Raw genomic sequence first — 22,261 nt, forward strand, 5'->3', positions numbered from 1 at the left:
TGCGTTCACGCTGTCCCGATAATCTGCTGGCGGCGCTCGGAACAGGGGAGGTGACCGAGTGGTGCGGGCTGAGGACGGCGGGGGGCCGATCCGCGTTGTGCTGGCCGATGACGAGGCCATGCTGCGGCGTGGCCTGCGGGTGTTGTTGGAGGCCGACGGCACGATCCAGGTGGTCGCCGAGGCGGGCAACGGCGATGAGTTGCTGGCGGCGGTGCGCGCGCACCGGGTGGACGTCGCGCTGATCGACGTGCAGATGCCCGGCAAGGACGGGTTGACGGCGTTGCGGACGTTGACGGCGCTGGCGGACCCGCCGGCGGCGGCGGTGTTGACGACGTTCGACCTGGACGACTACGTGGCCGATGCCCTGCGGTTCGGGGCGCGCGGGTTCCTGCTCAAGGACGCCGAGCCGGCGATGCTGGTCCGGGCGGTGCACGACCTGGCGGCGGGCGGGGCGGTGCTGGATCCGCGGATCACGGCGCGGCTGTTGCCGAGGTTCCGCAGCGCGACCGACAACGCGCACGAGATGCAGCTGGTGCGGGGGTTGTCCGGGCGGGAGCGGCAGGTGCTCCAGCTGTTGGCCGATGGCCGGTCGAACGCCGACATCGGGGTTCGGCTCGGGCTGACCGAGGCGACGGTGAAGAGCTACGTGTCGACGGTGTTGAGCAAGCTCGGTGCGCAGAACCGGGTGCAGGCCGCGTTGATCGCGCAGCGCGTGGCGGGCGACTTCCGGTGAGTTCGGGGCGCTGGCCGCGGTTCGGTGCCGAGGCGTTGGCCGTCGGGATTCCGGCGGCTGCGGTGCTGGCCGCGCCGGATCCGTTCGGGTACGCGGTGGTGTCCGGATTGGTGGCCGCCGCGTTGTTGCCGTTGCGGCTGTGGTTGCCGTGGGTCTCGGTGTTGTTGTGCATGCCCGCGTTGGCCGGTGGCCTGGGGTGGCCGGCGACGGTCGTGGCTCTGTACGCGTTGGGGCGTGCTCGGCCGCGGGTGTCGACGCTGGTCGCGGGGGTTCTGCTGGCCACGGTGGTCTCGGTGACCCCGGTTCTGATCACGCAATCGCTCGGGGCGGGTTCGATCGTCCTGACCTTTGCTTTCGTGCTGGCGGCCGCTGGTGCGCCGACCGCGTTGGGGATGTTGGTGTCGCTGCGGCAGCAGCTGGCCGACAGCCTGCGGCGGCTGGAGGAGGCCACCGCGGCGGAGTTGCGGGCGAAGGATGAGACGGCGCGCGCGGAGGAGCGGGCCCGGATCGCGCGGGAGATCCACGACGCGGTCGGGCATCACGTCACCCTGATCGCGGTGGAGTCGGCCGCGTTGGCGGCGACCACCGGTGATCCCGCCGCGCAGGAGACCGCGGGCCGGTTGCGCGGGTTGGCGAAGCAGGCGCTGGACGAGATGCGCGCGACGCTGGGGCTGGGCACGGCGGGGCAGCAGGTCGGGTTGGACAAGATCCCGGACCTGGTGGTGCGGGCGCGCGCCGCCGGTGTGGACGTGGAGCTGTCTTCCCAGCTCAGCGAGCCGCACGGGGTGCCGGCGGCGGTGGAGCGGGCCGCGTACCGGGTGGTTCAGGAGGCGCTGACGAATGCCTCCAAGCACGCGCCGGGCGCCGGGATCAAGGTGAGCCTGTTGTGCCGCGGGGGTTCGTTGCACGTCGCCGTCAGCAACGGTGCTCCTGATCGTGCGCTACCGGCCGTCGAGGCAGGCAGCAGCGGGTCCGGGCTGGCGGGTTTGTCGGAGCGGGTGCAGATGGCGGGTGGGCGGCTGGACGCCGGGCCGTCCGCGGACGGGGGCTTCGAGCTGGTGGCCGTGCTGCCGCAGCAGCGCTGATCCGTATTCTTGGCCGCACGCCCGGCTTTGATCCACCACCTGGAACGGAGTGTGCATGCGAGGCCTACGACTGCCCGGCGGGCAGGAGCTGCCGGTGCTGGGGCAGGGCACCTGGGGCATGGGCGAGCGGCGCGGGCAGCGCGCGGCGGAGGTGGCTGCGCTGCGGCGCGGCCTGGACCTCGGCCTGGGGCTGATCGACACCGCCGAGATGTACGGCAGCGGCGGCGCCGAGGAGGTCGTCGGTGCCGCGATCGCGGGTCGCCGCGACGAGGTTTTCCTGGTCAGCAAGGTGTATCCGCACAACGCGGGGCGTCGCGACGCCGTCGCCGCGTGCGAGCGCAGCCTGCGGCGGCTGGGCGCCGATCACCTGGATCTGTACCTGCTGCACTGGCGCGGCAGCACGCCGTTGGCGGAGACGCTGGACGCGTTCGAGCAGCTGCGTGCCGACGGCAAGGTCCGGCATTTCGGGGTGAGCAATTTCGGTCCCGGGGACATGTCGGAGCTGTTCGAGAGCGAACTCGGCCGGCGGTCCGCCACGAACCAGGTGCTCTACAACCTCACCCGGCGCGGCATCGAGCTCGACCTGCTGCCGTGGTGCCGGGAGCAGGGGTTGCCGGTGATGGCGTACTCGCCGATCGAGCAGGGCCGGCTGCTGGGCGAGCCGGCGTTGCAGCGGGTCGCCGAGCGGCATTCGGTGACTCCGGCGCAGATCGCGATCGCCTGGGTGCTGGCGCAGGACGGCGTGTGCGCGATCCCGAAGGCGGCCACCGTGGCGCACGTGGAGCAGAACCGGGCGGCGCTGGACATCGAGTTGTCGGCGGCCGATCTCGCCGAGCTCGACGCGGGCTTCCCAGCGCCGCCGCATCCGGTTCCGCTGGAAATCCTCTAGCGCGCCAGCGATTCGCGCAGGAAGTCCACCTGGAGCAGCAGCAGGTTCTCGCTGGTGGTCTCCTCGGTGGGCATGTGGCTGACGCCCGCCAGCGGTAGCACGTTGTGCGGGCGGGCCGACGCGGTCAACGCGGCCGAGAGCCGGAGTGCGTGGGCCAGGATGACGTTGTCGTCCACGGTGCCGTGCACGATCAGCATCGGGCGTTCGAGGTTGCCCGCGTCGGCCAGCAGCGAGTTTTCCACGTACGCCTCGGGAACCTCGTTGGGGTCGCCCAGGTAGCGCTCGGTGTAGTGGGTGTCGTACAGCCGCCAGTCGACGACTCCGGCACCCACCACGGCGGCGTGGAAGACGTCCGGGCGGCGCAGCACGGCCAGCGCGGCGAGGTAGCCGCCGAAGGACCAGCCGCGGATGGCGACCCGGTCGAGGTCGAGCTCGGGGTGCTGGGCGGCGGCCGCGTGCAGGGCGTCGACCTGGTCCTGCAGGGTCGGGCCGGCGAGGTCGCCGGCGATCGCGCGGTCCCAGTCGGGGCCGCGGCCTGCCATGCCCCGGCCGTCGGTGACCAGCACCGCGAAGCCCTGGTCGGCGAACCACTGCGAGGTCAGGTAGCCCTGGCGGCGGGAGAGCACGCGCTGCGCGTGCGGGCCGCCGTAGGGGTCGAGCAGCACCGGCAGGGGGCCGTCGGCCGGGTCGTATCCGGTGGGCAGCAGCAGGGCGCTGCACAGCTCGCGGTCGCCGAGCCGGAGGAGCGTGACGTTGAGGTCGAGGGCGGGGTCTTCGGCCAGGTTCTCGATCTCGGCGATCTCCCGCCCGTCGAGGTGCACCCGCACCCGGGTACGCGGTTCGTCCATTGTGGACGTAGTGACGACGAGCACGTCGCCGCAACGAGTTCCGGTGTGGACGCCGGGCTGCTCGGTGATCCGCACGGCGCCGTCGGCGGTGACGCGGTAGAGGTGCACCTGGGTCGGATCCTGCTCCGACGCGGAGATCAGGACGTCGTCAGCGCCGACGTCGAGGATGCCCCGCACCTGCAGGGGCGCGGCGGTCCACGGCTGGTCGCCGACCACCAGCCGGTACGCGCCGGCGCCCGCGCTGATGCGCACCAGCCGGCCGTCCGGGGTCCAGGCGGGCCAGCCGGGCTTGATGTCCACCCAGTGCGGGTCGGTGTCGCGGTGCACCTCGGTGGTGCGCCCGGTGGCCGGGTCGACGGCCAGCACGAGCTGGGTGCGCTGGTCGCGGGTCTGCACCGCGATCAGCGGGGCGCCGTGCCCGGACCAGTGCGCGGTGACGAGGTACGGGAAGGCCTGGCGGTCCCATTCGACGTCCACCCGGTTGCCGTCGAGGTCGAGGACGGCCAGCGACACGTCGGCGTTGGCGGTGCCGGCCGCCGGGTAGCGCATGGCGGTCGGCTCGCTCAGCGGGGCGGACGGGTCGCCGAGGTACAGGTGCTGGACCGGGGATTCGTCGACGCGGGCCGCCAGCAGCCGCGAACCGTCGGGCGACCACCAGTAGCCGCGGTGGCGGTCCATCTCCTCGGCGGCGATGAACTCCGCGGCGCCCCAGGTGATGTCGGCGCCGTCGGGTTCGGCGAGCGCGTGATCAGCGGAACCGTCCACATCGATCACCCGCAGCTGGCCGCCGGAGAGGTAGGCGACCCGGCGCCCGTCGCGGTCGGGCCGGGGATCGGCGACCGGCTGGCGGGCGGGCAGCTCGCGGGCGTCGCCGGTCGCGACGTCGACGACGAACAGCCGGCCGGAGATGGTGAAGGCGGCCAGGTTCCCGTCGCCGTCGGTGGCGTAGCCGGTGATGCCCAGGGCGCGTTCGCGCGCTCGTTCGCGGCGGGCCTGCTCTTCGGGTGAGACCTCGTCGCCGACCCGCAGCGCGGCCGGGTCGGCGAGCATCCGCTCCCGGCCGGTTCGGGTGTCCAGCGCCCAGAGGGCGTTGCTGCGTTCGGTGCCGCCTGCGGATCGCAGGAAGAGCACGGTGGCACCGGCGGTGAAGTTCCGCGGCGCGCCGAGGGTGAAGCCCTGGGTGCGGGCGCTGCGGCGGGGAAACGAGGCCATGCGGCCAGCCTGCCATTTCCGGCGCCTGATTGCGCGATCGGGTGGCCATGTGGCGAAAAGCCGCCCCGGGCGGATTATTCGCCGGTGTGTCGGGAGGGGGTGCGACGCGCACCGGACCCTACGGTCGGCGCCGATTCGTTTGGCCCGCAGCGGCTTCCCGGTTCCTGCGGGAGTCGATCGACCTGGGATGAGACCTGCCATGTACCTCTCGATGGTGGTGCCGTGCTTCAACGAGGAGCACGGCCTGCAACGGTTGCACGACGCGCTGGTCGCGGCGCTGTCCGGGCGCGTCCGGGATTACGAGGTGATCCTGGTCGACGACGGCAGCACCGACCGGACGCTGCGCGAAGCGCGCCGGCTGGCGGCGCTGAACCCGCGCTTCCGCTACGTGTCGCTGAGCCGCAACTTCGGGAAGGAAGCGGCGATGCTGTGCGGCTTGCGGCATGCGCGGGGCGGCCGGGTTGCGCTGCTGGACGCCGATCTGCAGCATCCGCCGCGGCTGCTGCGGCGGATGCTGGCGCTGCTGGACTCCGGCTACGACCAGGTCGTCGCCCGCCGCGGCCGCGACGGTGAGAACCGCGTCCGGTCGGCACTGTCCAAGATGTACTACTGGGCGTGCCGGCGGCTCGTGGACGTGCGATTGCAGGACGGTGTCGGGGATTTCCGGGTGCTGTCGCGGCGGGCCGTGGACGCGGTGCTGTCGCTGCCGGAGTACCACCGGTTCTCCAAGGGGTTGTTCGCCTGGATCGGTTTCGACACGGCGTACGTGTCGTTCCGGAACGTGCCGCGGGGCGGCGGCGGTTCGAGATGGACCTTCGGCGCGCTGGTGAACTACGGCATCGACGGGCTGACCTCGTTCAACAGCAGGCCGCTTCGGCTGTCGATCTACCTGGGCGTGCTGGTGGCGCTGCTGGCCGGCGGCTACGTGCTCTTCGTCGTGGCGAACACCATTGTGGACGGTGTGCACGTGCCCGGTTACGCGACGTTGCTCGCCGGTGTGCTCGGGCTGGGCGGGTTGCAGCTGCTGTTCCTCGGGGTGCTCGGGGAGTACCTGGGCAAGAGCTACTTCGAGGCCAAGCGGCGGCCGCACTACCTCGTCAAGGAGTCGAGCCCGGAGTTCCACCCGCAGGCGCGTGCGCACCGGTTGCGCCCGGCCGCCGATCTGGCGTTGCAGGGGGAGTGATGTGGCGCGAGGCGAGCAGATCGGAGTTCGCGCGGTTCGCGGTCGTCGGTGGCGTGAACACGGCCGTGCACTGCACGGCCTACCTGGCGTTGTTGCTGCTGGTTCCGTACCTGGTGGCGCACCTGGTCGCGACGGCGGTGGCGACGCTGTGCTCGTACCTGCTCAACTGCCGGTTCACCTTCGGGGTGGTGCCGAACCGGCGGAGCCTGCTGCTGTTCCCGCTGTCCAACCTGGTCGTGATCGGGTTGAGCACCGCCGTCGTCGTGGTTTCGGTGGGGGTGTTCGGCGTCGATTCGAGGTTCGCCCCGGTCGCGGCGGGTTTGGTCGTGGTGCCCGTGGCGTTCCTGCTGAGCAGGGCAGCGCTCACCAGCGGACCGCGTCGCCGCGAACGGCGCGTCGACTGGCGGGGCGCGGTCGGTGTCGGGGCGGCCGTCGCGGTGCTGGGCCAGGTCCCGGTGCTGGTGAACCCGTCTTTCTACTTCTGGGACGACAGCGCGGCGCAGTTCCTCCCGATGTGGCACCGGCTGGGCGAGCGGTTGCTGGCCGGGGACTGGCCGCTGGGGCTGGACGTCGACTCGTGGATGGGCGGGAACCTGGCCGCTGAGGCGCTGTTCGGGATCTGGAATCCCGTGCACCTGCTGGATTTCCTGCTGGTGGTGTGGATCGGCGACCTCGCGGTCGGCGCGGCGGTGGTGAAGACGCAGTTCCTCGTCACGCTCGGCGTCGGGACGTTCCTGCTCTGCCGCGGTTACGGGGCGACGCGCGGGATCGCGTCGGTGCTCGCGGTGGCGCTGCCGGTGTCCGGGTTCGTGCTGTACTTCCAGGCCGCGACCTGGGCGGGCGGGCTCATGGGCTTCGCGTGGCTGCCGTGGGCGTGGTGGGCGTTGCGGCGGCGGAGGCCTGCTTTCGGGGCGTGGCTGCTGTGCTACCTGTGCGTGTCCGCCGGTGATCCCTACGGTGTGCTGGCGCTGGGCGTGATCTTCGCCGGGCTGTTGGCCGAAACCGGCCGGGACCGGCCGCGCGTCCGGCGGTTGGTGCTGGTGGGAGTGGCCGTCGCGGCGAGCCTGCCGCTGGTGTTCTTCCCGGTCCTGGCGGCATCGGCGGTGGGGTGGCGGTCCGGGCACGAGCTGTTCAACATCGGCCGGCTGGTGCCGGGCATCGGCGATCTGCTGGCCGCGAGCATGCCCTCGTTCGTGCCGCAGATCCTGTCCTTCGGCACCTTCCGGATGTCGGTGCCCGCCACCTACTTCGCGTGGTTCGCCGTCCCGCTGCTGGCCTGGTTGGACTGGCGGTCCGCCGGAGCGCTGTGGCGCCGCTGCCGGTGCGCGGTGGTGGTGGCGGGCTGCTACTTCCTGCTGTGCTTGGGGCCGTCCAACGTGTGGCTGTTCCGGTGGCCGCTGCGGCACGTTGCGGTGCTGCACCTGGCGTTGGCGGTGCTGCTCGCCGTGGCGCTGTCGCGGGGTTTGCGCACCGACCACTTCAAGGCGCGGCTGGCGTGTTCCGCGGGATCTGTTCTGCTGAGCGGCTATCTCGCGTTCGCGGCGTGGCCCTCGCTGGCGCCGAAGCACCTCGTGTCGCTGGGCGTGATCTTCGTGTTGCTCGCCGTCTTGGTGCACCGCAAGCAGTTGGTCGCCGCGGTGCTGCACCTCGGCACGGTCTGCGCGCTTGCGCTGCAAATGGCCTGGTTCCCGGCGAACCGGGATGTGGCCGTCTACAACTTCCCGCCCTCCGTCGCCGAACTCCGGTCCCGCTACGCGGAATTCCGCGGCGGCACGCTGGTGCAGATCGCCGACCGCGAGCTGATCCCACCCGACGACGTCGCCTCCCGGAGCGCGTGGCGGCACCTGCTGTTCGGCAACATGCACGCCGCCGCCGGGGCCGCGAGCCTGGTGTCCTACACCGGAATCGGCTATGACGCCCTGCATCGCCGCCTCTGCCTGAGCTACTACGGGGCCACCTGCCCGCAGGCCTACGACCGGTTGTGGGACGGGCTGGCCGACCGGCTCAAGGCGACCCGCGTCGTGGTGCAGCGCCGCCTCCGCGAGGTGACCGAAGCGCCGGCGGGCTGGCGGGTCGCCCGGCGGAACAGTGATGTCGTTGTGCTGGAACGGGAATCGGCACTGCCTTGGCCGTACGGGCGGTTGAGCGCCAGCCCCGGTGTGGAGGTCCTCGACGACCTGCAGCACGGGCAGCGCAGCGAGACCGTGCGGTTCGGCCGCACCGGTGACCGGGCGGAGCTGGTCTTCGCGCGCCTGGCCTGGCCCGGCTATCGGGCCACAGTGGACGGACGTCGTGTGCCGGTCGGGGGAACCGAAGCGGGTTTGCTCGTCGTGCACCTGCCGCCCGGTCTGCCCGGCGGCACGCTCGCGCTGTCCTGGAGCCCGCCCGGATTCGTCCTGCACCTCCTGCTGGCGTGCGCGGGAGCGCTGCTCGCGATGGTGCTGACCGTCGTCCCGCTGAGCGCGAGGAGGCAACCGCGATGAGAGGACTTGCCGCCGCGATCGCGGTGCTGCTGATCGCGCTGCTCGTCGATCCCGCTGCTGCCACGCAGGCGCGTTCCCACCTGCAGGTCGTGGCGCATCCCGACGACGACATCCTGTTCATGAACCCGGACCTGGCCATCTCGATCCGCTCCGGCGCGACCGTGACGACGGTGTTCCTGACGGCGGGGGAGAGCGACGTGCGGCCCGCCGCGCGGTATGCCGCGCAGCGGCAGGCCGGGGCGCGGGCGGCGTTCGCGGCGATGGCCGGAGTTCCCGACGCCTGGGACCATGCCGGGCTGGCGCTGCCCGGCGGCCGTCAGGCCGAGGTGCAGACCTTGCGCGATCGGCCTCGGGTGCGGCTGGTGTTCCTGAACCTGCCCGACGACAACGACCCGCACGCCACGGGAGGCAAGCGCGCGCTGACCCGGCTCTGGCACGACCCGACGGCCAGGGTCGAGACGCTGCGACCGGACGGTTCGGTGCTGGCGGGAACCAGCGTCCACGACCGCGCCTCGGTGCTCGATGCGCTGGCCCGGCTCCACCGGCGGTTCGCTCCCGGCATCGTGCGGACCCACGATCCCGAGCCGGACGACCGGTACCAGCCGCAGTGGGGAAGCCACCACGATCACCCGGACCACGTGATGACCGCGCGATTCGCCGAGCTCGCGATGCGATCAGCCGGATCGGCGCACCTGGTCCACTACCGCGACTACAACATCGCGGATGCGCCACCGAACCTGCCTGCGGAGATCGTCGACGACAAGCGCGCGATCTTCGCCCGCTACGCGGAGCACGACGCCGAGGTGAGCATGGCGGAGCCCTATGCGACGTGGCTGCGAAGCATGCGGCACCGCTGGCCGTGGAGCGCGAACTGGGCCACGACCGGCCGGGACGGCGGGCTCTCGTACGCCTACGTACGAGGTGGAATTCTCTTCGAAGGCAACGAATCAGGGGAGTCCGCTGTGGACACTTCGGGGTTCGTGCCGCGCGAGGGGTCGGTGGGCTTCGCGGATCCGGGCGCGCTCGTGATCCAGGACCGCGCCGGCAAGATCCTGCTTCGCAACGGGACGGACCGCTGGCAGGACCTCGGCGACCCGTCGGGCGGGCCGCCGGCGGCCGTCACGACACCGGACGGCAGGACGCTGGTCGCGGTCCGCAACGCGCGCGGCGGCGTGAGCACGCGGTTCGCCGATCAGGCGGCCTGGACGGACCTCGGCGGCGCCGGGGTCGTCGACACCGTTTCGGTGCTGCTGACCGGAACCGGGGAGGTACACGTCTTCGCCACCGCGCGAGCCGGGCTGCTGCACTGGCGGCTCGACGGCTCCGGCGGCCGGCTCGTCGCGCCGCCGGAAGCGCACCGCCCGGCAGGATCCGTTGCCGTCGCGCGCGGCCACCAGTCGTTCGCGGCGTTCCGGGAGGCCGCGACCGGGCGGCTGGTCGTGCTCGGCGAACATGTGGGATGGGCGCCGGTAGCCTCGATCGACGCCGCCGCCACGTCCGATCCCGCGCTTGCCGTGCTGGACGGCGACATCCCGATCGTCGCGGCCCGCGACGCCGAAGGCCGGATCGCGGTGTCCGGCACCACCACGACCGTCCTCCCCGGCCGGATCGCCGGGCCGCTCGCGTTCACCCCGGGCGGTCGCCACCTGGTCGCGCTCGGCGACGACGGCCGAATGCACGTGAGCCCGCGTCCTCGGGACGCGGGCTCACGACGGCGGCGGCGGACCTTACGCGGAGGACCGGGCCGTCGTGACGTGCTGCGCAGCTCGCTGCGCCAGCTTCTGCTCGCCGGGGTCGCAGCCGTCCTTGACCTTCAAGCTCAGGAACGCCACCAGGATGTAGAGCACGCTGAACGCGATGGCCACCCCGCCGCCGCCGACCAGCGGGAACAGGATCGTGACCACGACCGGGCCGACGAACGCCGCGCCACCGGCACCGAAGTTCAGGATCGCCAGGGCCGAACCCTTGTCCTTGGGCGAGACCATCGACGGCATCAGCGCCGACAGCGGGACGAACCCGGCCAGCAGGATGCCGTAGACGACGCCGAAGGTAGCGGTCACCGCGAAGCTCTGGGTGGACACGGCGGTGAAGTACCACAGCGGGGTCGCGATGGCGCAGCCCACGCAGCCGAACCAGGTGATCGTGCGGCGCCAGCCGAAGCGGTCGCCGAACACGCCGAAGAACAGGTTCGCGGCGATGTTCGCGCCGTAGCTGATCGACGCGAGCGTGGCCAGCTGCGGAGCGGTGAGGAAGCCACCGCCCGGCGTGGCCGGGCCGAGCACGAACGGGAACATCGCGAAGAAACCGTACTGCGGCGCGGTGTTCACGATGCGGATCAGGCCACCGGCCAGGGTGCGGCGGTCGCGCCAGAGGATGTCCACGCCCTCGCCCAGCCGCTTGAGGCTGCGCGGGTTGGCGACCGTCTCGTCGGCGATCGGCTTGAGGCCGTGCTCCTCGCGGACCGCGAAGCTACCGATGAGCACACCGATGGTGACCACCACCAGCGACAGCACCAGCGTGCCGTGCTGGCTCAGGCCGAACACGCCGATGGAGACCGCGGCCACCGCCGCGCCCAGGGTCGGCAGACCACCGGTGAAGGCGAACCAGAACCACCCGGCGACCGAACCGCGCATCTTCGTGGGGCTGGCGATCTGCGCCCACACCAGGAACGCGAACGCGAACAGCGGGTAGGCGAAGCCGCGGATGCCGTAGGTGGCGACGATGAGCGTCGGGTTCTGCGAGGGCAGCGCCACGAACAGGAACAGGGCCTCGAACACGACCCACCAGGCGCCACCGAGCCACATGACCCGGCGCGGGCCCCAGATGGAGGAGAGCGTCCCGGAGAACCACGCGGCGATCATGGCCGCGACGCCGTAGAGCGTGACCGTGGCGAACGCCGCGGTAGCGCCGGGCAGTCCGCCGCCCTCGGGTTGCTGCAGGTAGTCCGACAGGAAGGTGGTCTCCACGCCGTCGCCGATCATGAAGATCAGCACGGCGATGAAGCCCCAGAAGAGCTGCCTGGGGATACCGATGCGGTCGAGTCTGCTGGCCGGCCGCAACGACTCGGCATCCGCAGAGGTCTGTTGGGACATCACTGTCTCCAAGGAATCGGAACTTCCCGGTGGTGCGCGGCTAGGACGCGCCCCCGGTCGACGGGTGCTGGCTATCATGCACCTTGTTCAGTTTAACGCGCAAGACGTTAATTCATTTGCAATCTTTGTGAAGATCAACAGCGTCGCTGGCCCGATCACTCCACCGGCGACAGCCGGACGTCGGTCTCCTCGCGCATCTCCTCGACCAGTGCCGCGTCCAGTTCGCCCGCCAGCAGCACGTGGTCGAAGGCGCGCACCGGCGCGAACTGGTGCAGCGCCGAGCGGGCCACCTTGCTGGCGTCCATCATCAGCACCTTGGTCGTCGCACTGGCCAGCATCGCCCGCTTGACCAGCACGATCTCCTGCTCCTGGTGGTAGGTCAGCCGCGCGTTCATCGCCGAGGTGGACAGGAACACGATGTCCACCGAGAAGGTGCTGATCATCTCCTGGCAGGGCAGGCCCAGATAGGAGTCGTGGGTGCGGGAGTACTCGCCGCCCAGGCCGATCAGCCGGATGTCGGGCACGTCGCGCAGCGCCTCCTGGACCTGGCGGTAGTTGCTGACCACGGTCAGCGGGCCGACCTCGGGCAGCAGCCTGGCCAGCGCGAGTGCGGTGGTCGAGTCGTCCAGCATCACCGACATGCCGGGCGTGATGAACTGCAGCGCGTCCTTGGCCAGCGCTTCCTTCTCGACGGTGTGGGTGTGCAGCCGGAAGTCCGAGCTGCTCTCGAACACCGTGGACGGCTGGGCGGAGACGCCGCCGTGGTACTTGCGCAGCAGGCCCCGGGTGACCAGGTCGTCGAGGTCGCGGTGCACCGTCATCAGGCTGACGCCGGTCAGCTCGGACAGTTCCGCGGCGCTGGCGAACCCCTGCCCGACCACGTGGTCGATGATCTTCTGCTGCCGCAGGAGCCGGGCGGACTGCTTCTTCGGTGCGGACGACATGCGGCCATCTTGCCCCGTGGTGCGGAGCACGTGCCGCCGGATGCCACGGACTCACGGAAGTATCACTATGAGGGTGACACTTAACGTCAATCGTGTTAATTTGACCGTGTCAGTGTTTGGCGGGAGGTAAAGATGACCCAGCCCGAAGGGCCGAACGGCACCCACCGCGCGGTCGTGTTCGACATGGACGGCGTCCTGGTCGAGAGCGAGCACCTGTGGGAGCGGATGTGGGCGAAGTTCGCCGCCGCTCGCGGCAAGACCTGGACGGTGGAGCAGACCCGGCAGGTGCAGGGCATGAGCGCCCCCGAGTGGTCGGCGTTCCTGGCCGACTTCAGCGCGGCCCCCGAGTCCGCGGCGGAGACCGAGCGCATCGTCGTCGACGACATGATCGCCGCGCTCGACGGCGGTGAGATCGAGCTGCTGCCCGGCGCCGAGAAGATGGTCACCGAGGTCGCCGCGCGCGCCCCGATCGCGCTCGCCTCGTCCGCGCCGCGCCGGCTCATCGACGCGGTCCTGGACCGCCACGGCCTGATCAAGCACTTCACGGCGACGGTCTCCAGCGCCGAGGTGCCCAAGGGCAAGCCCAGCCCCGACGTGTACCTCTCCGCCGCGGAGAAGCTCGGCCAGGACTCGCGGCACTGCCTGGCGGTCGAGGACTCCAGCAACGGGTTGCGCGCCGCCGCCGCAGCGGGGATGACTGTGGTGGCCATTCCCAACTCCGACTACCCGCCGGCCGAAGACGCCCTGGCCGGCGCCAGCTACGTCGCCACCGACCTGGACGACGTCCGGGCGCGCCTGGTGAGCGGACTGCCCGAACCGGTCGGCAGCTGACGACCGCGGCAGCCGAGCTCACCGAAAGCAAGAGACAAAGGAGTCCTCATGACCAGCGTTCTGGCCGCAGGTGACCACTTCGTCGCTCCCGAGGTGTTCGTCGACGCCCTGCGCAACAGCGCCGGTGCGCACGACCTGCAGTTCAGCACCCTGAAGCTGCCGTGGCCCATCGAGCCGTTCGGCCCGGTCGGCAACGTCCACGAGGCCAGCGGCACCGAGCAGCAGCTGCTCGACGCGCTCGGCGGCGTGGAGATCGTCGCCACCCAGATGGCGCCGTTCACCGCGGACGTGCTGGCCAACAGCCCGCAGCTGAAGTTCGTCGGCGTCTGCCGCGGCGGCCCGGTGAACGTGGACCTGCAGGCCGCCACCGACAACGGCGTGATCGTCAGCTACGCGCCCGGCCGCAACGCCGCCGCGGCCGCCGAGTTCGCGGTCGGCCTGACCCTCGCCGCGCTGCGCCGCATCCCCGGCTCCGACGCCGAGCTCAAGGCGGGCAACTGGCGCGGTGACTACTACGCCTACGAGAACGCCGGCATCGAGCTGGAAGGCTCCACCGTCGGCCTGGTCGGCTACGGCGCGATCGGCAAGATCGTGGCCCGGGTGCTGAAGGCCTTCGGCGCGCACGTGCTGGTGTCCGACCCGTTCGTCAAGGCCGAGGACGCCACCAACGACGGCGTCGAGCTCGTCGAATTGGAGGCGCTGCTGCGGCGCAGCTCCGTGGTCAGCCTGCACGCGCGGCTCACCCCGGAGACCAAGAACCTGCTCAACGCCGACAACCTCAAGCTGCTGCCGGAAGGCGCGGTGCTGATCAACTCCGCGCGCGGCGGGCTGCTCGACTACGAGCCGCTGCCGGAGCTGCTGAAGTCCGGCCGCCTCGGCGCCCTGGCGGTGGACGTCTACGACATCGAACCGCCGCCGCGCGACTGGCCGCTGTTCGACGCGCCGAACGTCATCACCACGCCGCACCTGGCCGGGGCGACCCGCCAGACCGCGCACCGCGCCGCCGAGATCGTCGCCGGCGAGGTCGCCCGCTTCCTGGGCGGGGAGCGGCCGCGCTTCGTCGCCAACCCGGACGTGCTGGCCAAGTTCGAAGGCCTGCGGCCATGATCGTCGGGGTCGACGTCGGCACGTCGGTGACCAAGGCGTCGCTGATCAACCGCGACGGCACGGCGCTGGTCACGCACAGCAAGCGCAGCACGCTGCACCGGCAGTCCGGCGGCCGGGTCGAGCAGGACCTCGAAGAGGTCATCGGCTCGGTCGTCCAGGTGGTGCGCGAGGTCGCCGCCGCGGCCGAGCAGGTCGGCGAGCCGATCGAGGCGCTGGCCATCACCGGCCAGGGCGACGGGCTGTGGCTGCGCGACCACCAGGGGCAGCAGGTCGGCCCGGCCATCTCGTGGCTGGACGCCCGCGCCGCGAACGTGCTGGACCGCTGGGAATCCTCCGGCGTGCAGCGGAAGGTGTACGGGCTGACCGGGTCGGGGATGTTCCCCGGCTCGGCCGGTCCGCTGCTGGCACACCTGGCCGAACACGCCCCGGAGCGGCTGGAGCGCGCCGCGGTCGCCGGCTACTGCGTGGACGCGATCGTGCAGCGCTTCACCGGTGAGATCACCGTGGACGCCTCCGACGCGTCGTTGCCGTTCCTGGACGTGCCGAACCGCAGCTACTCGCAGGAAGCGCTGCAGGCCTGCGGCATCGAGGAGCACCGGCGGCTGCTGGCCGAACCGGCCCCGCCGAACAAGCTGTTCGCGCTGGACGGCAAGAGCGCCAAGGACCTGGGGCTGCCCGCCGGGCTGCCGGTGTCGGCGGGCCCGTTCGACCTGCCCGCCTGCGCGTTCGGCTCCGGCGTCAGCAACGTCGGCGACGGCAGCCTGGTGATCGGCACGACCCTGGGCTGCCAGGTGCTGCGCGACGAAGTCGTCATCGATCCGGAGGGCGAGGTCGCGGGCATGTGGCTGGCGACGCCGCTGCCGGGCCGGTACCTGCGGGTGATGCCCGCGATGGTCGGCACCGCCAATCTGGACTGGGTGCTGAGCATGGTCGGCGCCGGCGTGGACCAGCTGGAAACGTTGCTGGGCAACAGCAAACCCGGCGCCGGTGGCGTGTCGGCGCTGTCGTTCCTGTCCAGCTCGGGCGAACGCGCCCCGTTCGTCGAGCCGTACGCCCGCGGCCAGTTCACCGGGCTGTCGCTGGAAACCACGCAGTCCGACCTGGTGCGCGCGATGTGCGAGGCGGTGGCCTACGCGGCGCGGCACAACCTGGAGACCGCGGGCCTGACCGGCGAGGTCTCGGCGTGCGGTGGCGGCGCGCGATCGGCGGCGTGGAGCCAGATCTTCGCCGACGTGCTGGGCCGGCCGCTGCACGTGCCCTACGAGGAAGGTGTCGGCGCGCGCGGCGCGGCGATGACCGCGTGGGACTCGCTGGGTGAGCCGGTGGACCGGGCCAAGTGGGCCGCGGCGCGGCGCACCGTGGTGCCGCACCCGAACGCCGTGGAGTTCTACGAGCGCGGCTACCGCGAGTACCTGGAATCGATCGACCGCGCCCGCCCGCTGTGGGGCGCAACCTCCTGACCTGCAAGACATGGCGCTGAGGAGCAGCAGATGACGCGCTTGTACGACGATCCCGCGTCGTTCACCGAGGACATGGTGACCGGTTTCGTGGCGGCGCACCCCGATTACGTCCGGCAGGTGCCGGGCGGCGTGGTGCGGGCGAAACGCGCGCGGCAGGGCAAGGTCGCCGTGGTCACCGGCGGGGGCTCCGGGCACTACCCGGCGTTCTGCGGGGTGGTCGGCCCGGGCTTCGCCGACGGCTCGGTCATCGGCAACATCTTCACCTCGCCGTCGGCCGACGACGCCTACTCGGTGGGCCGTGCGGTCGACCGCGGTGCCGGGGTGGTGTTCTCGTTCGGCAACTACGCCGGCGACAACATGAACTTCGGGCTGGCGGTGGAACGCCTGGAACGCGACGGGATCCGCGCGCACAACGTGGTGGTGACCGACGACGTGGCCAGCGCCCCGGCGTCGGAGCAGACCAAGCGCCGCGGCGTGGTCGGCGACTTCGTGGTGTTCAAGGTCGCCTCGGCGGCGGCCGAGGAGGGCTACTCCTTCGACGAGGTGGTGCGGGTCGCCGAGCACGCGAACGCGCGCACCCGCAGCCTCGGCGTGGCCTTCGACGGCTGCACGCTGCCGGGCCAGGACCAGCCGCTGTTCGAGGTGCCCGAGGGCCGGATGGGGCTCGGCCTCGGCATCCACGGCGAGCCCGGCGTTTCCGAGCGCGACCTGCCTTCGGCGTCGGAGCTGGCGAAGATCCTCGTCGACGGCCTGCTCGCGGAGGCCCCGGAGACCGGTGCGGCGAAGCCGCGGGTGACGGCGATCCTCAACGGGCTCGGCGCCACCAAGTACGAGGAACTGTTCGTGGTCTGGGGCACCGTGTCCCGGCTGCTGGCCGAGGCGGGCGTGGAGGTCGTCGCGCCCGAGGTGGGTGAGCTGGTGACCAGCCTGGACATGGCCGGTTGCTCGCTGACCCTGACCTGGCTGGACCCGGAGCTGGAGCGGCTGTGGCAGGCGCCGGCCGACACCCCCGCCTACCGCAAGGGGAATGTCGTCCTCGCCGAAGCGGAAGAGTCTGATGTGGACGAAGAGCTGCCGGCGGCACCGGAGAAGGTGACGGTGGTGGCTCCGCCGGAGGGCCAGGCGACGGCGGCGGTCGTGGGGAAGGCCCTGCACGAGGTGGCGGACCTGCTGCACGACAAGGAAGAAGAGCTCGGCCGCCTCGACGCGATCGCAGGCGACGGCGACCACGGCCGCGGCATGACGCGCGGCAGCGCGGCAGCGGTGGCGGCCGCGGACGAGGCCGTGGCGCAGGGCGTCGGCCCGGCCGCGGTGCTGGTCGCAGCGGGCGACGCGTGGGCGGCGAAGGCCGGCGGCACGTCGGGCGTGCTGTGGGGCGCGGCGCTGCGGTCGTTCGGCGACCTACTGCCGGATCACCGCGCGGCCATGGCCAACGACCTGACCGCGGGTGCCTCTGCGGCTCTCGCGGCGGTGCAGCGCCTGGGCCGGGCGGAGCTCGGCGACAAGACGCTGGTCGACGCGCTGGTGCCGTTCGTGGAGGAGCTGCGCGCTGCCGTCGAGGCGGGTGCGACCGGCACCGAGGCGTGGCAGCAGGCCGCGAAGGCGGCGACGAAGGCCGCCGAGAGCACCGCGGAGCTTCGGCCCCGCACCGGGCGCGCGAGGCCGCTGGCCGAGCGCAGCGTCGGAACCCCGGACCCGGGCGCGACGTCGCTGGCGCTCGCGCTCACCCGGATCGGGACGGTACTAGCCGGCGGTGCTGGGCTCGCCGGGAACGGGAAGGATGGCGAGAAGTGACTGAGCAGGCGCCGCTGCGCATCGTGGTCGGCTCCGACGACGCGGGGCTGCAGTACAAGGAAGCGCTGAAGAAGGACCTGGAGAACGATCCCCGGGTGGCCGGCGTGGTGGACGTGGGCGTCGGCTCGGACGAGCACACCGCGTACCCGCACGTGGCGGTCAACGCGGCCCGGCTGGTCGCCGAGGGCGAAGCGGACCGGGCGCTGCTGGTGTGCGGCACCGGGCTCGGCGTGGCGATCAGCGCGAACAAGGTGCCGGGCATCCGGGCCGTCACCGCGCACGACAGCTACTCGGTGGAGCGGTCGGTGCTCAGCAACAATGCCCAGGTGCTGTGCTTCGGCCAGCGCGTGGTCGGCTTGGAGCTGGCCCGGAAGCTGGCGTCGGAGTGGCTGGAGCACCGGTTCGACGAGTCTTCGCCATCGGCGGAGAAGGTCGCCGCGATCAAGGGCTACGAGTCGGCGCCGGAATCTTCCGGCGCCACCTGCTGAACGAGGGATGAAGTGAGCAGTTCGCGTTTGGCCGAGCAACGGCGCGAGGTCATCGAGATCGCCCGGCGGATGACGTCGGACCGGCTGGTGGTCGGCACGTCCGGGAACGTGTCGGTCCGCAGCGGCGATCTGGTGGCGGTGACACCGTCCGGCGTCGACTACGACAAGCTGGCGGTGGCCGACATCCCGCTGGTGGACCTCACCGGCGAGGTGGTGGAGGGAGACCTCAAGCCGACGTCGGAACTGCCGATGCACCTCGCCGCCTACCAGCGGCACGACGCCGGGGCAGTGGTGCACACGCATTCGCTGAACGCGACGGCGTTGTCGTTGCTGCGCAACGACGTTCCGGCGGTGCACTACCAGCTCGCGGACTTCGGCGGCACCGTGCAGGTGGCGGAGTACGCCACGTTCGGCAGCGACCAGCTGGCCGAGACGATGTCCAAGGCGCTGGAAGGACGCACCGGGTGCATCCTCCGGAACCACGGAACGATCACCATCGGGGCGAGCCTGTCGCAGGCCTACAACAGGGCGCGGCAGCTGGAGTGGCTCTGCGAACTCTGGCTGACCGCGAGCCGAACGGGCGAACCGAGCCTGCTCAGCGACGCGGAACTCGCGCGCTGCGCGGAACTGTTCGCGGGCTACGGCCAGAAGTAGCACGGAGCTCGATGTCGCGGGCCGCGCACCGGCGCGTCCCGCGACATCGTCATTTCCGGCCCCGACGGACCTGCTTCACCTCGCGGTCGACGGCCCAGGCGTCGCCGACCGGCCCGATGTGGCCGAGTTTGTCGGGGTTGATCACGCTGCGGATGGCCTGGATCTGCCCGTCGAGCACATCGAGGACCATGGCGTGCAGGATCTTGCCGTCCCGGTCGCGGAAGATGGCGCCGGGCTGGCCGTTGACCTCGCGCGGCTCGAACATCACGTCGATCTGGATCAGCCAGGGGAAGACGGTGCCCAGCACCCGGGCCACGTTCTCGGCACCGACGACGGCCCGGGCCAGCTGCGGAGCCTTCCCGCCGCCGTCCCCGACCAAATGCACGTCGGCGGCCAGCAGGCTCTGCAGCGAGCCCACATCGCCGTCCTTCAACGCATCGAAGAACCGCGTCGCCAGCTCCTGCCGCTCCTGCCGATCGGCCGCGAACCTCGGCCGCCCGGCCTCCATATGACGTCGCGCCCGCACCAGCAGCTGCCGACAGGCCGACTCCGAGCGCCCCACCGCCGCAGCGATGTCGTCGAACCCGAAGGCGAACACGTCCCGAAGCACGAACACCGCCCGCTCCAGCGGGCTGAGCCGCTCCAACAGCAGCAGCGCCGCCATCGACACCGAGTCGGCCAGCTCCGCCGCCCGGCCCGGATCCTGGTAGGGATCGTTGAGCAACGGCTCGGGAAACCACGGACCGACGTACTCCTCGCGCCGCACCCGCGCGGAACGCAGCACGTCGATCGCGATCCGCGTCACCGTGGCGGACAGGAAGGCCTTGGTCGACGTGGGCAGGGTCGAAGAGCGGTCGAAGCGCAGCCACGTCTCCTGCACCGCGTCCTCGGCCTCACCGACACTGCTCAGGATCCGATAGGCGATCGAGAACAGCAGCGGCCGCAGCTCTTCGAACTCCTCGACCTTGCTCACGCCGACTCTCCTCCCGTTGAAGCTGTAGTTCAGTGGAACTGCCCGGGCACGTAGTCGCCGGCCGGTTGCTGGGTGATGATGTTCAGCCGGTTCACCATGTTCATGAAGGAAACCATGAGCACCAGGGCGGTGAGCTGCTCCTCGTCGTAGTGCTTGGCGGCGCGCGCCCACACGTCGTCGCTGACACCGGTGGCCGCATCCGCGACCCGGGTTCCCTCCTCCGCCAGTTCCAGAGCGGCACGCTCGGCCTCGGTGAAGACCGTGGCCTCCCGCCACGCCACGACCAGGTTCAGCCGCACCGAGGTCTCACCGGCAACGGCGGCATCCTTCGTGTGCATGTCGATGCAGGCGGCGCAGCCGTTGATCTGGCTCACGCGCAGCGCAACCAACTCCTGCGTCGTGGCGGGCAGCGGGCCTTCCTTGAGTGCCTTGCCCGCCGACATGAGGTACTTGCTGGCCTTGGCGGCGATCGGGCTGGCGAGGTAGTTCAGTCGCGCGTCCATGATGTGCTCCTCCGTGGTCGTCAGTGGCTACACCTCCCGAGACGAGGTGACTCGACTCCCTGTGACATCGCAGAATGTGACCTGCGTCTCCTAGCTGCGGGCATGTGTGCTTCCCAGGTCCCGGCCCGTCCGGTCGACACCTGGTTCGGCGTTGGCGCGTGGAGCGGCTGCAGGCCGAACAACTCCGACAAACGGGCAGCTCCACATCCGGGCGTCATAATTCGCCCGCCGGGCCCCGTGGTGCGGGGATGAGGTCCCGGAGGTACTCGCGGTGTTGGGTGGGTAGTGCTGTGCCGCCTGGTCTGGGTGTTCGTCTGGGGTCCATTGTGGGCGGTGGGATGAACTGGGGTCTCCCGTCGTGCATGGTGATGTCCCAGCGTTGGTTGTGGAGTGTGCGGTGGTGGTGTGCGCAGAGCATCACCATGTTGTCCAGATCGGTTGCGCCACCGTCGGCCCAGTGCCGGACGTGGTGCGCTTCCGGTGTCCCCGGCGGCCGGTCACACCCCGGGAAGGCGCACACGCCATCGCGCCGAAGCAACGCGGCTCGAATGTGAGTGGGTGCGGTTCGTTTCGCCCGGCCGACATCCAGCGGCAGACTGTCACCGCCAAGCACCATCGGTAGGATTTCGGCGTCGCACGCGATGCGGCGGGCGTTGTGGGCGGTGATGGCGCGTTCGGTGTTGAGTGTGCCGGGCATGCCGTCCTCGCCGATGACCTCCAAGCCCCGCTTGAGGTCGTCGAAGTCGATGGCGATGGTCATCTGCGGCCGCTGCCCGCCGGTGCGGGGCGTCCCGTCGTGGTCCAGTGCCAGGTCCAGCAATGCGGCGAATCCGTCGGCGTTGCGCTGCCCGGTCGTGCTGGGGTCTTTCTCGCCGTCGATCTCGGGCCGGGGTGCGGCCAGCGGTTGCATGAGCGCAGCGAATTTCGCCCCCGTCTCGCGGTCCAGTTTCGCTTTGATGACGGTCATCCCGTCCCGGGTGGTGCCGTAGTACAACTCCCGTGCTTCGTGCTGGGTTTCCTCGTCGCGGTACGCGCCGTCCTGGTCGAGGAGGTAGCGGATGCGTTCGGCGAGTTTCTCCAGTTCCCTCGGCGACATCGTCCGCGCATACCCGGCAAGCGTTGATTCGACCTCGGCGACCTGGTGGCAGCGGGCGTACTCGGGTAGGCGGCGGATTCCGTTGACGATGACGCGCGCGTGCTCCAGCCCGATCTCACCCTCCGACAAGGCGGCGGCGGTGTCGGGCAGGTCGGGTGGCATGAGCTCGCCGTGGAAGGTTTGCCGGTCTTCGACGTTGCGGGCGACTGTGACGCGGGTTTTCGCGTCACGCGGGTCGATGTTGAGCAGTCCCTGCAACCAGACCTGCAGCGACCGGGCGGTGGTCTCGGTACGAATGCTTCGGTGGTCGGCCTCGGCGATGTATTGCAGTTGCTCCCACATCAGTACCCGCATCTCCTTTTCCAGTTCTTGGATGCGGGTGGCGAGTTCGGTGTCGGTGCAGGACACCGCCGACCACGGACCAGTGAGGTCCCTGGTCGCATCAGGGGTGTTCAGTAGCGGTGTCATGCCACAATTGTCCCGCACTCGAACGCGCGTTCGCACGTTTTTTGTGGTCGCTTGATCAGGTGAAACACCCCGCCACAGGTCGCGAAAACGGTTCCATGTCAAGGGAAACGGTCACGACACGCCGAAGGCGACCCCATCCACCGCCAAGCCCGCGCCGCCATCGGTCATGCGTGCCGCGCCCGGCGACCAGGGCTGGCTTCCCGCGAAGTCGCGCCATCCCAGCAATGGCCGGACCGCTGTAACGGAACCCCCGAAACCAAAACTCCACCGGCCTCAACAAACCCGAAAACGCCCACCCCGCAACGCAAGCCGCGAACGGGCCGGCCCACTCCGGGCCATCCCCGCGATACAAAGCCGCTCTGGGGCTGCGGGTCGGATGTCAAGCCTGAAACCCCGAAGGGGCGGCCGCGAGGCCGGG

18 protein-coding genes and 1 pseudogene are annotated in these 22,261 nt (G+C 71.0%); 12 read left to right on the forward strand and 7 right to left on the reverse strand.

Annotated elements, in window-relative coordinates; translation table 11 throughout:
* Nucleotides 1–61: 61 nt before the first annotated feature.
* The 3 genes from ACWEV3_RS40690 to ACWEV3_RS40700 are packed head-to-tail and all read left to right on the forward strand — an operon-like array spanning nucleotide 62 to nucleotide 2,707.
* Entirely contained in the window at nucleotides 62–733 is a 672-nt protein-coding gene (locus ACWEV3_RS40690) for a response regulator (protein ID WP_452619036.1), read from the forward strand.
* Nucleotides 730–1,818: a sensor histidine kinase gene (locus tag ACWEV3_RS40695; RefSeq protein ID WP_452619018.1), complete on the forward strand. Its 1,089-nt coding sequence runs from the start codon at nucleotides 730–732 to the stop codon at nucleotides 1,816–1,818. The genes ACWEV3_RS40690 and ACWEV3_RS40695 overlap by 4 nt, the downstream gene beginning before the upstream one ends.
* Nucleotides 1,819–1,873: 55 nt before the next feature.
* Entirely contained in the window at nucleotides 1,874–2,707 is an 834-nt protein-coding gene (locus tag ACWEV3_RS40700; protein ID WP_452619019.1) for an aldo/keto reductase, read from the forward strand.
* Here the strand turns inward: ACWEV3_RS40700 and ACWEV3_RS40705 are convergent.
* On the reverse strand, nucleotides 2,704–4,767 hold the full coding sequence (locus tag ACWEV3_RS40705; RefSeq protein ID WP_452619020.1) for a prolyl oligopeptidase family serine peptidase: 2,064 nt from the start codon (nucleotides 4,765–4,767) through the stop codon (nucleotides 2,704–2,706). The genes ACWEV3_RS40700 and ACWEV3_RS40705 overlap by 4 nt on opposite strands.
* Before the next feature lie 199 nt (nucleotides 4,768–4,966).
* Between ACWEV3_RS40705 and ACWEV3_RS40710 the strand changes: the two genes are divergently transcribed.
* The 3 genes and pseudogenes from ACWEV3_RS40710 to ACWEV3_RS40720 all read left to right on the forward strand — a co-directional run.
* Complete coding sequence (locus tag ACWEV3_RS40710; protein ID WP_452619021.1) at nucleotides 4,967–5,950, forward strand: glycosyltransferase family 2 protein; 984 nt, start codon at nucleotides 4,967–4,969, stop codon at nucleotides 5,948–5,950.
* On the forward strand, nucleotides 5,950–8,433 hold the full coding sequence (locus ACWEV3_RS40715; protein ID WP_452619022.1) for a GtrA family protein: 2,484 nt from the start codon (nucleotides 5,950–5,952) through the stop codon (nucleotides 8,431–8,433). The genes ACWEV3_RS40710 and ACWEV3_RS40715 overlap by 1 nt, the downstream gene beginning before the upstream one ends.
* Nucleotides 8,430–9,089: pseudogene (locus ACWEV3_RS40720) on the forward strand (PIG-L family deacetylase); the annotation flags it as partial. The gene ACWEV3_RS40715 and the pseudogene ACWEV3_RS40720, both read left to right, overlap by 4 nt.
* Before the next feature lie 291 nt (nucleotides 9,090–9,380).
* Here the strand turns inward: ACWEV3_RS40720 and ACWEV3_RS40725 are convergent.
* From ACWEV3_RS40725 to ACWEV3_RS40735, 3 genes are all read right to left on the reverse strand, one after another.
* Nucleotides 9,381–10,112: a hypothetical protein gene (locus tag ACWEV3_RS40725; protein WP_452619023.1), complete on the reverse strand. Its 732-nt coding sequence runs from the start codon at nucleotides 10,110–10,112 to the stop codon at nucleotides 9,381–9,383.
* A 48-nt stretch (nucleotides 10,113–10,160) separates the two neighbouring features.
* Nucleotides 10,161–11,525 (reverse strand): MFS transporter, encoded by a 1,365-nt coding sequence (locus tag ACWEV3_RS40730; protein ID WP_452619024.1) that lies wholly within the window; start codon nucleotides 11,523–11,525, stop codon nucleotides 10,161–10,163.
* A 155-nt stretch (nucleotides 11,526–11,680) separates the two neighbouring features.
* Nucleotides 11,681–12,469 (reverse strand): DeoR/GlpR family DNA-binding transcription regulator, encoded by a 789-nt coding sequence (locus tag ACWEV3_RS40735; RefSeq protein WP_093277007.1) that lies wholly within the window; start codon nucleotides 12,467–12,469, stop codon nucleotides 11,681–11,683.
* 132 nt (nucleotides 12,470–12,601) lie between these two features.
* Between ACWEV3_RS40735 and ACWEV3_RS40740 the strand changes: the two genes are divergently transcribed.
* From ACWEV3_RS40740 to ACWEV3_RS40765, 6 genes are read left to right on the forward strand one after another with little or no spacing between them, the layout of a single operon-like run.
* Nucleotides 12,602–13,300, forward strand: a complete 699-nt coding sequence (locus ACWEV3_RS40740; RefSeq protein WP_452619025.1) for an HAD family hydrolase — start codon at nucleotides 12,602–12,604, stop codon at nucleotides 13,298–13,300.
* A gap of 48 nt (nucleotides 13,301–13,348) precedes the next feature.
* The gene (locus tag ACWEV3_RS40745; RefSeq protein WP_452619026.1) at nucleotides 13,349–14,407 is read left to right on the forward strand and encodes a 2-hydroxyacid dehydrogenase; all 1,059 of its coding nucleotides are present in this window, start codon (nucleotides 13,349–13,351) and stop codon (nucleotides 14,405–14,407) included.
* Complete coding sequence (locus tag ACWEV3_RS40750; RefSeq protein ID WP_452619027.1) at nucleotides 14,404–15,867, forward strand: FGGY family carbohydrate kinase; 1,464 nt, start codon at nucleotides 14,404–14,406, stop codon at nucleotides 15,865–15,867. Before ACWEV3_RS40745 ends, ACWEV3_RS40750 begins: the two co-directional genes overlap by 4 nt.
* A gap of 30 nt (nucleotides 15,868–15,897) precedes the next feature.
* Nucleotides 15,898–17,661: a dihydroxyacetone kinase family protein gene (locus ACWEV3_RS40755; protein ID WP_452619028.1), complete on the forward strand. Its 1,764-nt coding sequence runs from the start codon at nucleotides 15,898–15,900 to the stop codon at nucleotides 17,659–17,661.
* The gene (locus ACWEV3_RS40760; RefSeq protein ID WP_452619029.1) at nucleotides 17,658–18,149 is read left to right on the forward strand and encodes a ribose-5-phosphate isomerase; all 492 of its coding nucleotides are present in this window, start codon (nucleotides 17,658–17,660) and stop codon (nucleotides 18,147–18,149) included. The genes ACWEV3_RS40755 and ACWEV3_RS40760 overlap by 4 nt, the downstream gene beginning before the upstream one ends.
* A gap of 12 nt (nucleotides 18,150–18,161) precedes the next feature.
* On the forward strand, nucleotides 18,162–18,803 hold the full coding sequence (locus ACWEV3_RS40765; RefSeq protein ID WP_452619030.1) for a class II aldolase/adducin family protein: 642 nt from the start codon (nucleotides 18,162–18,164) through the stop codon (nucleotides 18,801–18,803).
* A gap of 49 nt (nucleotides 18,804–18,852) precedes the next feature.
* Here the strand turns inward: ACWEV3_RS40765 and ACWEV3_RS40770 are convergent, their stop codons facing one another.
* The 3 genes from ACWEV3_RS40770 to ACWEV3_RS40780 form a co-directional block, all read right to left on the reverse strand.
* The gene (locus tag ACWEV3_RS40770; protein ID WP_452619031.1) at nucleotides 18,853–19,776 is read right to left on the reverse strand and encodes an RNA polymerase sigma-70 factor; all 924 of its coding nucleotides are present in this window, start codon (nucleotides 19,774–19,776) and stop codon (nucleotides 18,853–18,855) included.
* Nucleotides 19,777–19,805: 29 nt separating this feature from the next.
* A complete protein-coding gene (locus ACWEV3_RS40775) occupies nucleotides 19,806–20,279 on the reverse strand; it encodes a carboxymuconolactone decarboxylase family protein (RefSeq protein WP_452619032.1) in 474 nt (157 codons plus the stop codon).
* 214 nt (nucleotides 20,280–20,493) lie between these two features.
* A complete protein-coding gene (locus ACWEV3_RS40780) occupies nucleotides 20,494–21,843 on the reverse strand; it encodes a DUF222 domain-containing protein (RefSeq protein WP_452619033.1) in 1,350 nt (449 codons plus the stop codon).
* Between the last annotated feature and the right edge of the window lie 418 nt (nucleotides 21,844–22,261).

It is taken from the genome of Saccharopolyspora sp. NPDC003752 (assembly GCF_053605825.1).